This window comes from Streptosporangium sp. NPDC002544 (assembly GCF_040295965.1).
Taxonomy (GTDB): domain Bacteria; phylum Actinomycetota; class Actinomycetes; order Streptosporangiales; family Streptosporangiaceae; genus Streptosporangium.
The window spans coordinates 56003-68135 of record NZ_JBEOWJ010000010.1; the positions used below are offsets into that span (position 1 = coordinate 56003).

Annotated in this window: 10 protein-coding genes; 6 read left to right on the forward strand and 4 right to left on the reverse strand. The window is 71.5% G+C overall.

What is annotated here, in order from left to right; all coding sequences use genetic code 11:
* Window positions 1-115: 115 nt before the first annotated feature.
* The 4 genes from ABT061_RS17000 (at window position 116) to ABT061_RS17015 (ending at window position 4861) form a co-directional block, all read left to right on the forward strand.
* Window positions 116-2185, forward strand: coding sequence for a sensor histidine kinase (locus ABT061_RS17000; RefSeq protein WP_350917970.1), 2070 nt, complete (start codon window positions 116-118; stop codon window positions 2183-2185).
* A gap of 180 nt (window positions 2186-2365) precedes the next feature.
* Complete coding sequence (locus ABT061_RS17005) at window positions 2366-3217, forward strand: SPFH domain-containing protein (protein ID WP_350917973.1); 852 nt, start codon at window positions 2366-2368, stop codon at window positions 3215-3217.
* Entirely contained in the window at window positions 3210-3407 is a 198-nt protein-coding gene (locus ABT061_RS17010; RefSeq protein WP_326635151.1) for a type II toxin-antitoxin system antitoxin, read from the forward strand. Before ABT061_RS17005 ends, ABT061_RS17010 begins: the two co-directional genes overlap by 8 nt.
* Window positions 3408-3454: 47 nt before the next feature.
* Complete coding sequence (locus ABT061_RS17015) at window positions 3455-4861, forward strand: amidase (protein WP_350917977.1); 1407 nt, start codon at window positions 3455-3457, stop codon at window positions 4859-4861.
* A 103-nt stretch (window positions 4862-4964) separates the two neighbouring features.
* Here ABT061_RS17015 and ABT061_RS17020 read toward each other — a convergent pair whose 3' ends face one another.
* The 4 genes from ABT061_RS17020 to deoC are packed head-to-tail and all read right to left on the reverse strand — an operon-like array spanning window position 4965 to window position 8491.
* Window positions 4965-5933 (reverse strand): aldehyde dehydrogenase family protein, encoded by a 969-nt coding sequence (locus ABT061_RS17020; RefSeq protein WP_350917980.1) that lies wholly within the window; start codon window positions 5931-5933, stop codon window positions 4965-4967.
* Entirely contained in the window at window positions 5926-6123 is a 198-nt protein-coding gene (locus tag ABT061_RS17025; protein WP_157594674.1) for a hypothetical protein, read from the reverse strand. The genes ABT061_RS17020 and ABT061_RS17025 overlap by 8 nt, the downstream gene beginning before the upstream one ends.
* The gene (locus ABT061_RS17030) at window positions 6116-7543 is read right to left on the reverse strand and encodes an aldehyde dehydrogenase family protein (protein ID WP_350917983.1); all 1428 of its coding nucleotides are present in this window, start codon (window positions 7541-7543) and stop codon (window positions 6116-6118) included. The genes ABT061_RS17025 and ABT061_RS17030 overlap by 8 nt, the downstream gene beginning before the upstream one ends.
* Window positions 7544-7552: 9 nt before the next feature.
* On the reverse strand, window positions 7553-8491 hold the full coding sequence (deoC, locus tag ABT061_RS17035; RefSeq protein ID WP_350917986.1) for a deoxyribose-phosphate aldolase: 939 nt from the start codon (window positions 8489-8491) through the stop codon (window positions 7553-7555).
* A 464-nt stretch (window positions 8492-8955) separates the two neighbouring features.
* Between deoC and ABT061_RS17040 the strand changes: the two genes are divergently transcribed.
* Together ABT061_RS17040 and ABT061_RS17045 are read left to right on the forward strand one after the other, a co-directional pair.
* Window positions 8956-9117, forward strand: coding sequence for a hypothetical protein (locus ABT061_RS17040; RefSeq protein ID WP_350917989.1), 162 nt, complete (start codon window positions 8956-8958; stop codon window positions 9115-9117).
* Between the two features lie 122 nt (window positions 9118-9239).
* A complete protein-coding gene (locus tag ABT061_RS17045; RefSeq protein WP_350917992.1) occupies window positions 9240-12098 on the forward strand; it encodes a helix-turn-helix transcriptional regulator in 2859 nt (952 codons plus the stop codon).
* The last annotated feature ends 35 nt before the right edge of the window (window positions 12099-12133 follow it).

A 12133-nucleotide genomic window follows, 5' to 3' on the forward strand; every position in this document is an offset into this window, starting at 1 on the left:
CATCTCAGACCAGTTGGTAACACCCCTGCCACGATGGTGGTAAATCGCATCCTTTGTGCCGTTCCGCAGGCACACTGGGGTTAGGCAGGAACGGGAGCCGGAAAGCAGGGGCGGGATGGCGTGGGCAGCCCGGACGGTCGCCGTCGTCCTGGCCGTGCTGTCTCCGGCGCTGGTGGTCGCGGCCATGCTGATCTTCGCGGGGCTTCCGGAGGAGTGGCGGCTGCCGGTGACGGTCACGCCGCTGACGGCGGCGGGGGTGACCTTTCCCGCGGTCGGCGCTTTCCTCATCGCGCATCGGCCTCGGCTCAAGCTGGCATGGCTGATGTGCGCGGGCGGGCTCGGCGGTGCCGTCTTCGACTTCTCCCAGGCGACGGCGCTGGAGTCCGCGGCGCGCGGGGATCTCGCGCTGGCGGGGCTCCTGAGATTCCCGGCGCAGGTGGGCTGGGCAGCGTGCACGCTCGCGCTGGAGATACTGCTGCCGCTGTACTCCCCGGATGGCAGGTTGCCCTCGCGGCGCTGGCGAGCGGTGGTGCTGCTGGGTGTGGTGTCCGTCGGCGCCGAGACCGCGCGCAAGTTCGTGCGGCCGGCTCCGCCGCTCGAGGACTCCCCGTTTCCGGCCGTCATCCCCAACCCGCTGCAGATCCCCGCTCTGGCGCCGTACGACTCGGTGATGGGGGTGCTGATCTGGACGGGGATCCTCGTGGCGATCCCGCTGGCGGCGCTGTCCCTGCTGCCGCGTTTTCGCCGGGCGGACCCGGCGGGCAGGCGGCAGATCGGCTGGCCGCTGTCGGCGTTCGCCGGGTACATCGTGTTCATGCTCATGAGCCTGGTCGCGCCGGAGCTGTACTGGCTGTCGGTCCTCTGGGCGGCGCTCATCCCCGTCGCGATGGTGTTCTCGGTGATGCGCTACCGGCTGTACGGCATCGACACCATCATCAGCCGGACCTTCGTCGCCGCGGGGCTGCTGGCCGTGGTCGGCGGGGTCTACTTCGGTGTGGCCGCGCTGTCGAGCCTGATGGTGTCCGGGTTCGACCAGATCGCCGGGCTGGTCACCGCCCTGTTCACCGGCGCGTTCTTCCAGCCGTTGCGCCGGATGCTGCAACGTGCCGTCGACCACCTGCTCTACGGCCCGGTCGGCGACCCACGCGTGCTCGCCGAGCGGCTGGTCCAGGAGGTGCGCCGGGGAGATCCGGCGCAGGCGCTGGCTTCGGTGATCGGCGTGCTGCGCGAGGGCCTGGCGGTACAGGGGGTCACGGTGGAGGTGACCGGCGGCGAGCCGGGGCACCAGGTCAGCGTGGCGAGCACGGTCAGCGGGCAGGTCGGCGACTCCCCGCGCGAGGTGCCGCTGATCTGGCACGGCGAGCAGGTGGGGCGGCTGCTGGTCGGCCCGCCCACCCCGCGCCGCTTCCCCGCCGCACACGACGAGCGGGTGCTGGCCACGTTGGCCCCGTACGCGGCCGACGTGGCGCACGCGCTGCGGATGGCGGCCGACCTGCAGCGCTCCCGGCAGCGCATCCTGACCGCCCGGGAGGAGGAGCGGCGGCGGCTGCGCCGCGACCTGCACGACGGCCTGGGCCAGACGCTCAGCGGGATGGCCATGACCATCAACATGGCCCGCCTCAGCCTGAAGACCTCCCCGGAGGCGGCGGACGGGCTGCTGCGCGAGTTGCGTTCCGGCATGGACACGGTCACAGGCGACATCCGGCAGCTCGTCTACGGCCTGCGCCCGCCCGCCTTGGACGATCTGGGCCTGGCCGCCGCCGTACAGGCGCTGGCCGGGCCGGCCGCCCCCGAAGGCCCCGCCACGGAGGTGAGCGCCGAGGGCGACCTGACCGACCTGCCCGCCGCCGTCGAGGTGGCCGTCTACCGGATCGCGCAGGAGGCGCTGACCAACGTCCGGCGGCACGCGCGTGCCACTCGCGTCCGTGTCGAGCTGCACCGCGAGCCCGAGGCGCTGCGCCTGCTGATCGCCGACGACGGCGTGGGCCTGCCGCCGAAGCGCCACTCGGGCGTCGGCCTGGCCTCCATGCGCGAGCGCACCGCAGAGCTGGGCGGACTCTGCCTCGTCAACGGCGAGCCTGGGGAGGGCACCACGGTGGAGGTGATGCTCCCCGTTCCCGCGACCGTTGCGCCGCCGGTACGGCAACACCGGACGGCTCCTGTTGGCGGGCAATCGGCCCCCTGAATCCGGGGATATCGCACGGAGACCCTTCTTCGCGCCGGCGCTGCTCACCTGGGGCCACACCAGTCCGCGGCCCCTTTCTGGCGTGTTGCGGCCGTCTCCGCACCTCACCCGACGACCGGCGCACGGCCGGCCTTTATGAGCTATCGTAGTGATATCACTTCGATAGCAAAGGTGGCGTACATGGAACGACGTGCTTTCCGGATGAGCGGATTCGGCGTCCTGGTCGGACTCCTGGCGCTCGGGGCCGTCCTGGCCTGGGCCGGGTGGACGGCGGGGGAAACGCAGCTGATTGCCGCGGCGATCGGATGGGGGATCGTCGCGGCGATCATGGCCACCGGGTTCACGGTGATCAACCCGAACGAGGCGAAGGTCGTGCAGTTCTTCGGCCGCTACATCGGGACGGTGAACCAGGCCGGGTTCCAGTGGGTGCTGCCGTTCACCAGCAAGGAGCGCGTCACCCTCCGGGTGCGCAACTTCGAGACGACCAAGCTCAAGGTGAACGACGCCGACGGCAACCCCGTGGAGATCGCCGCCGTCGTCGTCTACAAGGTCGCCGACACCGCCAAGGCGACGTTCTCCGTGGACGACTACGAGCAGTACGTGGCGATCCAGTCCGAGGCCGCCGTCAGGCACCTGGCCACCAGCCACCCGTACGACGCCCACGAGGAGGGCCGCACCAGCCTGCGCGACGGCGCCGAGGTGGCCGCCGAGCTCACCACCGAGCTGAGCGACCGCACCCAGCTCGCCGGGGTGGAGGTGCTGGAGGCGCGGATCACCCACCTCGCCTACGCTCCGGAGATCGCCCAGGCGATGCTGGTCCGGCAGCAGGCCGCCCAGGTGGTCGCGGCGCGCACCCACATCGTCGCCGGCGCGGTCGGCATGGTCCAGCTCGCGCTGACCAAGTTGCGGGAGGATGAGGTGGTGGAACTCGACGAGGAGCGCAAGGCGCAGATGGTCTCCAACCTGCTGGTCGTCCTCTGCGGTGACAAGGCGACGCAGCCGGTGGTCAACGCCGGCAGCCTCTATGGCTGAGCGCAAGAAGATCCTGCTGAGACTCGACCCGGCCGTCTACGAGGTGATCGCCAAGTGGGCGGCCGACGACCTGCGAAGTGTCAACGCCCAGCTGGAGTACGCGCTCCGCCTGGCACTCAAGGCGGCGGGTCGCGAGCCCCGGCGGGGCGAACGGAATAACACCGATGAGCCGGACAAGTCATCTGATTGAGACGTGGGACGCTTCCCCTGACGGACTCGCCGGACCACACTCGGTTCATGTCGTGGGTGGGAAGTTCCGCAGTGGAGATCGCGGAGGCCGTGCGACGGGGGAAGGTCACCGCGCCCATGGTCGTCGAGGAGCACCTCGACGCCATCGCCGAGCGTGACGGGCGCGTCGGGGCGTTCCGCACGGTCCTCGCCGAGCGGGCGCTGGCCGAGGCGCGGGCACTACAGGAGCGGGCGGACCTGTCCGGGCTGCCGCTCGCCGGGGTGCCGATCGCGATCAAGGACAATGTGCCGATCAGGGGCGAGGCGTCCCGCAACGGTTCCGCGGCGACGCCGGACGCGCCCGCGGACGAGGACCATCCCGTGGTGGCCAGGCTCAGGGCCGCGGGCGCGGTGGTCGTCGGCATCACCAACGTGCCGGAGCTCTGCCTGGTCGGATTCTCCGACAGCGTGTACGGCGTGACGCGCAACCCGTGGGACCTCGGGCGCACCCCCGGCGGGTCGTCGGGCGGGAGCGCCGCCGCCGTGGCGGCGGGCATGGTCCCGCTGGCCCACGGCAACGACGGGCTGGGCTCGCTGCGCATCCCGGCTGCCTGCTGCGGCCTGGTCTCGATCAAGCCGGGTCACGGGGTGGTCCCGCCGCCCGAGCACGACTGGTACGGGATGTCGGAGAACGGCCCGCTGGCCACGACCGTGGCCGATCTCGCCCTGGCCCTGGCCGTCATGGCGGATGACATGTCACTGGCGACGCCCGACGAGAGCGAGACACTCGGCGTGGACAGCGCCATCGACGACTACCCGGGCGGGCTGACCCTGTCGGAACCGCTGAGGCTGCGGATCGCGGTCGCGCCGATGCCGCTGCCCTCCGGGCTCTCGGTGGACGCCGAGTTCCAGCGGGCGGTGACCGGGGCGGCGGAGGTCCTGGGCGCGGCGGGGCACACCGTGGTGGAGCACCCCCAGCGGATGCCCTTCGGGGTCGGTGCGGCCGCTGTCGCCACCTGGTTCGGGTGCGCCAGGGGCGACGTGGACGGCCTCGACCCGCGCCGTCTCGAACGGCGCACCAGGGCCCTGGCGAGAGCCGGACGGCTGCTCGCCAGGTTCGGGGCGGACGGCACGACGGGCCGTGACCGCTGGCGCGCGTACGGCGCCGACCAGTGGTTCGGCAACGCCGACGTGCTCGTCACGCCGACGCTCGCCGCCCTGCCACCGGCCGCCGAGCGCTGGGGCCGGCGCGGGCTCCTGGCGAACGCCCGCGCCAACCTGACGTACGCGCCCGCCACCGCGGCCTGGAACATGGCCGGCTGGCCCGCCATGACCGTCCCGTACGGCCGGCACTCCAGCGGCATGCCGATCGGCGTCCAGCTCGTCGCCGCCCCGGGGGGTGAGGCGCAGCTCCTGGCCCTGGCCGGCCAGCTGGAGACCGCCCGCCCCTGGACCCGCCACGCCCTGCCCGCCTGATCGGCTTTCCGTCTGGCCGCCGCCTACCGCCGCGCCGGGCAACCGGCCGGCGCGGCGCCGGGGCCGCCTGCGGGAGAGACCCGCGCGGGCGGCCCCGTACGGGTCAGACGCCGGTGGGGTGCCAGACCGTCTTGGTCTCCAGGAAGGCGGTCATCCGTCCGGTGCCCGGGTCTGCGAACCAGTCGGTCTCGGCGGGACGGAGGACCCGCTTGAGGTTCGCCGCCGCCGCCTCCTCGCACGCGACCGCCACGGCCCTGTCGGTGACCCCGGCCAGGTCGAGGGCGTTGACGTCCATGTGCGCGGCCAGATGGGGAGCGATCTCGGCGACGGAGCCGGTGAGGATGTTGACCACCCCACCGGGCAGGTCCGAGGTGGCGAACACCTCGGCCAGGGTGATCGCGGGCAGCGGGGCGCGCTCGCTCGCGATCACCACGCAGGTGTTGCCCGTGACGATCACCGGGGCGATCACCGAGACGAGCCCGAGCAGCGGCTTGTCGGGGGCGACCACCGCGACCACGCCGGTCGGCTCCGGCGAGGAGATGTTGAAGTAGGGACCGGCGACGGGGTTGGCGGACCCGGCGACCGCGGCGATCTTGTCCGACCATCCGGCGTACCAGACCAGCCGGTCGACGCTCGCGTCCACGACCTCCCGCGCGTTCTTCGTCCCGGACTCGGCCAGCTCGGCGATGAACTGGGCCCGGCGACTCTCCAGCATCTCGGCGACGCGGTAGAGGACCTGTCCCCGGTTGTACGCGGTGGCACCCGACCAGCCGCCGAAGGCCTTGCGCGCGGCCGTCACCGCGTCGCGGGCGTCCTTGCGGGAGGCCTTGGCGGCGTTGGCGAGGAAGTCGCCGCTGGAGGAGGTCACCGGGTAGGACCTTCCGCTCTCGGAGCGCGGGAACGCCCCGCCGATGTACAGCTTGTACGTCTTGCGCACGGCGAGCCGTGCGGGCTGACGTCCGTCCCCGGGGTCCGTGGCCTGCCCCGGGGCCTGATCAGTGGCCTGCTCCGGGGCCTGCTCCGGGGCCTGCTTGGTCGCCCGCGCCCGGCCCGGCTTCTCCGCCTTACTCATTTCCCAGCCCTCTCCACGAGCTCTCCTGCTGCGCCAGCCGGGCCGGCACGAAGACCTGACCGCAGCGGCTCACGCCGCACCGGTGGGCGAACCAGCCGCGCAGCACCGGCCGTCCGGCGCGGGCGAAGCCGTGCCCCCGGGTGCTCTGGGCACGACGGCGACGGCGCCTGAGGCGCTGATGCTCACACATCGAGGTACGCCTCCAGCCCGTGCCGTCCGCCCTCTCGCCCGTATCCCGACTCCTTGTAGCCGCCGAACGGCGAGGTGGGGTCGAACCGGTTGAAGGTGTTGGCCCAGACGACGCCGGCGCGGAGCCTGCTCGCCATCCACAGGATGCGCGAACCCTTCTCCGTCCACACGCCCGCCGAGAGGCCGAACGGGGTGTTGTTGGCCTTCTCCACCGCCTCGGCCGGGGTGCGGAAGGTCAGCACGGACAGCACGGGGCCGAAGACCTCCTCGCGGGCGATCCGGTGTGACTGGGCGACACCGGTGAAGATGGTCGGCGGGAACCAGAACCCCTTGTCGGGCAGCGAGCAGGCCGGGGACCAGCGCTCGGCGCCCTCCGCCTCCCCCAGGTCCGACAGCTCGCGGATCCTGGCGAGCTGGGCCGCGGAGTTGATCGCGCCGATGTCGGTGTTCTTGTCCAGCGGGTCGCCCAGCCTGAGCGTGCCGAGCCGCCGCTTCAGCGCGTCGAGCAGTTCCGTCTCGATCGACTCCTGCACCAGCAGCCGGGAGCCCGCACAGCAGACATGGCCCTGGTTGAAGAAGATCCCGTTGACGATGCCCTCGACCGCCTGGTCCAGCGCGGCGTCCTCGAACACGATGTTCGCGGCCTTGCCGCCGAGCTCCAGGGTGACCTTCTTACCGGAGCCCGCGACCGACCTGGCGATCTGGCGGCCGACCTCGGTGGAGCCGGTGAAGGCCACCTTGTCGACGTCGGGGTGGTCGACCAGGGCGGCGCCGGTCTGTCCGGCACCGGTCACGATGTTGACCACGCCGGGCGGCAGGTCGGCCTGCGCGCAGATCTCCGCGAACAGCAGCGCGGTCAGCGGGGTGGTCTCGGCGGGCTTGAGGACCACGGTGTTACCGCAGGCCAGGGCAGGGGCGATCTTCCAGGCGAGCATGAGCAGCGGGAAGTTCCACGGGATGACCTGGCCGGCCACCCCGAGCGGACGCGGACCGGGGCCGTACCCGGCGTATCCCAGCTTGTCCGCCCAGCCCGCGTAGTAGAAGAAGTGGGCCGCCACCAGGGGCAGGTCCACGTCGCGGGACTCGCGGATGGGCTTGCCGTTGTCCAGGGACTCCAGGACGGCCAGCTCGCGCGAGCGCTCCTGGATGATCCGCGCGATTCTGAAGAGGTACTTGGCCCTTTCCGAGCCGGGCAGCGCCGACCAGACGCCGAACGCCTTGCGGGCGGCCGAGACCGCCCGATCGACATCGGCCTCCGTCGCCCAGGCGACCTCCGCCAGGACCTCCTCGGACGCCGGGTTGACGGTCTTGTGAAGATCCCCGCCCTGGGAGTCGACCCACTCACCGTCGATGAACAGGCCGTAGGACGGCCTGATGTCGACGACGTCACGCGACTCGGGCGCCGGTGCGTACTCAAACATGTGAACGCCTTAGTCGAGGGTGAAGTAGTCGGGACCCGCGTACCTGCCGGTGGCCATCTTCTGGCGCTGCATCAGCAGGTCGTTGAGGAGTGTGGAGGCGCCGAGCCGGAACCAGTCGGGGCTGAGCCAGCCCTCGCCGACGGTCTCGTTGACCAGGACGAGCATCTTGATCGCGTCCTTGGTGGTCCGGATGCCGCCCGCGGGCTTCACCCCGACCTTCCGGCCGGTCACGGCCAGGAAGTCGCGAACCGCCTCCAGCATGATCAGCGTCACCGGAAGGGTCGCGGCGGGCTGCACCTTTCCGGTGGAGGTCTTGATGAAGTCGCCCCCGGCCAGCATGGCCAGCCAGGACGCGCGGCGCACGTTGTCGTACGTGGACAGCTCTCCGGTCTCCAGGATCACCTTCAGGTGGGCGGCGCCGCAGGCGGCCTTGATCGCGACGATCTCCTCGAAGACCTTGACGTAGTCACCCGCGAGGAACGCGCCCCTGTCGATGACCATGTCGATCTCGTCGGCTCCGGCCGCCACCGCGAAGACGGTGTCGGCGACCTTGACGTCGAGCGAGGAGCGTCCGCTGGGGAAGGCGGTCGCGACGCTGGCCACCTTGACACCGGTGCCCTTCAGCGCCGTCGCGGCTTCGGCGACCAGGTCGGGATAGACGCACACCGCGGCCACCCTGGGTACCGAGGGGTCGGCCGGGTCGGGGTGGAGGGCCTTGGCGCACATCGCGCGGACCTTACCCGGGGTGTCGGCTCCCTCCAGGGTCGTCAGGTCCACCATGCCGATGGCCAGATCGATGGCCTGGGCCTTGGCGGTCGTCTTGATGGATCGGGTGCCGAGCATCGCGGCGCGCTGGTCGGCGCCCACGCGATCGACACCGGGCAGGCCGTGCAGGAAGGTTCGCAGCGTGGCGTTGGACGTGGCCACGTCCGCGAGCGAGGTAGTCATAGTTGACACCTCTCCAGCATGCCCACTGGTGTGATTAGTTCCAAACTGGACCTTGCACAGCCCTCCCGTCGGTTTTCGTCAACATCCGCCGGGTCCGGGCTCTCCGTGTCGCGCGGGGGCCGGCGACACGGAACCGTTCGCGGATGAGGCGGCCGGAAATCCGGAGCCTCCCCACCGGTGGATCACTCCACCGGATTGCCGGACAGCACCTGGAACCACCTCCCCGGCGAGCACGCCCACGGCGAACGCGAGCGGGGTGAGGGAGGCCAGGCTCGGATCGGCGCCGCTCGGCGGCCTTCTCCGGGCGAGCCGGCAGGCGCGATCCGCGGTGGCCGAAACAGGGTCTAGGTATGGGGTGGGGCGCGGAGCGGCCCGGATATAGGACATCCTCCCGATGTGGGACCGGGGGCCTTAGGACGAATCTTGAGTGTGTAAGGAAAGCGCCACACCAGGAAGGAACCCCCATGGGTCCCGAGCTTCACCTCCAGATGATCACCCAGAGGACCGCCGAGCTCCGCGAGCAGGCCGACAGCCACCGCCTCGCCCGCGAAGCCCAGCAGGCCAGGAAGGCCCGCTCGGGCGGCAAGCGCCGCAAGGGCCTCCTCGGCAAGATCATTCCGGCATGACCACGTCCCGAGAGCCCGGCCGCCTGCTGTCCGGCCGGGCCTCTCTGCCCCCATAGAAGATCGATTTCACCGAGCGAAAAATAAGGAGAGTGCTACCTGTAAGGCATGACATGCTGACGGACATGGTGGGTCGGGCGGTAAGCCCCGTCTTTGTAGGACGGGAGGCGGAGCTTGCGGATCTGACCGAGGCATTCGAACAGACACAGAAGAACGCGGCGACGACGGTGCTGCTCGGCGGCGAGGCCGGCGTCGGCAAGTCACGGCTGATCGGGTGTTTCGCGGAACGGGCCTCGGCCGACAGCGCCCACGTGCTTAACGGGGGCTGCGTGGAGCTGTCGACCGAGGGCCTCGCCTACGCGCCGTTCACCGCGGCGATCCGCCAGCTCGTCCGCGAGTGCGGTGCCGAGGAGGTCGCGGCGCTGCTCCCCGAGGGAGGGGCGCGCGACCTGGCCCGGCTGCTGCCCGAGTTCGGCGAGCCGAGCGGCGACACGGAGAGCGACACCGCCCGGGCTCGGCTCTTCGAGCAGGTTCTCACCCTGCTGGAACGGCTCGCCGAGAGCCGGCCGGTGATCCTTCTCATCGAGGACGTCCACTGGGCCGACAGCTCCAGCCGCGACCTGATCGCCTTCCTCAGCCGGAACCTTCGCGCCGCACCCGTGCTGATGGTCCTCACCTACCGCTCCGACGAGCTCCATCGCCAGCACCCGCTCAGGCCGGTGCTCGCCGAGCTCGGCCGGCTGGACGGGGTCCTCCGGATGGACCTGCCCCGGCTCACCCTGCCGGAGGTGGCGGCCCAGATGGCCGGCATCCTCGGCACCGCACCCGAGCTCGCCCAGGTGAACAGGGTTTTCCAGCGCAGCGAGGGCATCCCGCTCTTCGTCGAGGCGCTGATGGAGTGCGGCGGCGACTGCACCTTCCCCGACTCCCTGCACGACCTGATCATCGGCTCCGTCGAGCGGCTCCCCGAGGAGACCCAGCGAGTGCTGCGCATCGCCGCGGCCGGCGGCATCCGGGTGGGCCACGCCCTGCTCGCCGCGGTCAGCGGCCTGTCCGACGTCGACCTCGACGACGCGCTGCGCACCGCGATCGCGGCCAACGTGCTGCAGGTCACCGACGGCCACGCCTATGTCTTCCGGCACGCGCTGATCCGCGAGGCCGTGCACGACGAGCTCCTGCCGGGTGAGCACGTACGGCTGCACGCCCGCTTCGCCGAGGAGATCGGCAACGACCGCGCGCTCGTCCCGCCCGGCCGGGCCGCCATCGAGATCGCCCACCACTGGCACTCCGCCAGAAACGACCTCTGGGCCCTCATCTCCGCCTGGGAGGCCGCGGGCAAGGCCGCGAAGACCTTCGCCTACAAGGAGATGATGCAGCTGCTTGAGCGGGTGCTCACGCTGTGGAGCAAGGTCCCCGACGCCGCCGAACGCATCGGTGTCGACCACACCACGGTCCTGGAGCGCGCCTCGGAGGCCGCGAGCGCGTGCGGGGAGGTCGACAGGGGCAGCAAGTTCGTCAAGGCCGCACTGGACGAGCTCGACGAGCGGACCGAGCCCGCGCGGGTGGCGGACCTGCTGGTACGAAGGTCGCAGTTCAAGAAGGCCAAACGGAAGCCGGGGGTGCTCGACGATCTCCGCTACGCCGAGCGGCTGGTCCCCGAACCGGGGCTGGACCGCGCCGAGGTGCTGTCCAAGCTGGGGTCGTACCTGATGTTCAGCGGCGAACTGGACGAGGGGACGGCGCTCACCGAGGAGGCGCTGCGGATCGTGCGCGAGTACGGCGAGGAGCCCCTGGAGGCCGAGCTGCTGCTCAACCTCGCGCTGGGCGACTCGATCGCGGGACGCATCGACGCCATGGCCCGGCTCAACGCGAGAGCGCAGGCGATCGGCGAGCGCGTCGGCTCCGGCGGCAGCGTGCTGCGCGCCCTCGCCAACAACGTGGACGCGCTGAACAACATGGGCCGCTCCGCCGAGGCGATCGAGCTGGCGCTCGAAGGGGAGCGACTGGCCAGGAAGTACGGCCTCTACCGGGTCCAGGGCACCTTCATCGCCAACAACCGGGCCGAGGCGCTGGACGCGCTGGGCAGGTTCGAGGAGGCGGCCCAGCTGGCCGAGCAGGCCCTGGGCATGGACCCCATCCTGCGTACCCGCCACCACCTGCGGCGGATCCGCGCCGACGTGGCGCTCGCCCGGGGCGAGACGGACGTGCTCAGGTCCGTCCTGAACGAGGTGGGCGCCTTCGACGCCGCCTCGGAGGAGTTCACCCAGGAGCTGACCACCAACTCCCGGCTCCTGATCGGCCTGCACATGCTCGACGGGGAGCCGCTGGCTGCGCTGGAGGTCGCCGAGCGGGTGGCCCGGGAGGAACGGATCATGAGCAAGCCCATGCTGGGCTGGCGGATGCTCGACCTGCTCGGAGGGGTCTGCGAGACGATCGGGGCGTTCGCCCCCGAACGGGTGGCGGCGCTGCGCGCCCGCGTCGAGGAGGCGGCGGCCGCGATGACCGTGGACAACCCCGTCTCCGAGGCCTACCGGCTCGGTGTCGCCCGCGACCACGACGCCGCGGCCGCGGCCTGGGAACGACTGGACCGTCCCCTCCCGCAGGCGAGGTCACTGCTGCACGCCGGACGGGCGGCGGCCGGTGCAGGCGATCGCGACGGTGCCGCCGACCGGCTGCGCACCGCCCATCCGATCGCCGTGGCGATCTCCGCCCGGCCACTGGCGGGCGAGATCTCCTCGCTCGCCCGCCGGGTGGGGATCTCCCTCATCGACCGGACGGGGAGCGGGGAGCAGCTGCTGACCCCGCGCGAACTGGAGGTGCTCCGGCTGGTCGCCCAGGGACGGTCCAACCGCGAGATCGCCGCCGAGTTGTTCATCTCGGCCAAGACCGTGAGCGTCCATGTCTCCAACATCCTCGGCAAGCTGGGCGTCTCCACCCGGGGCGAGGCGGCCGCTGCCGCCCACCGCCTCGCCCTGATCGGCTGACCTCCTGCATCATGGATACCGATCGGATCGGGAAG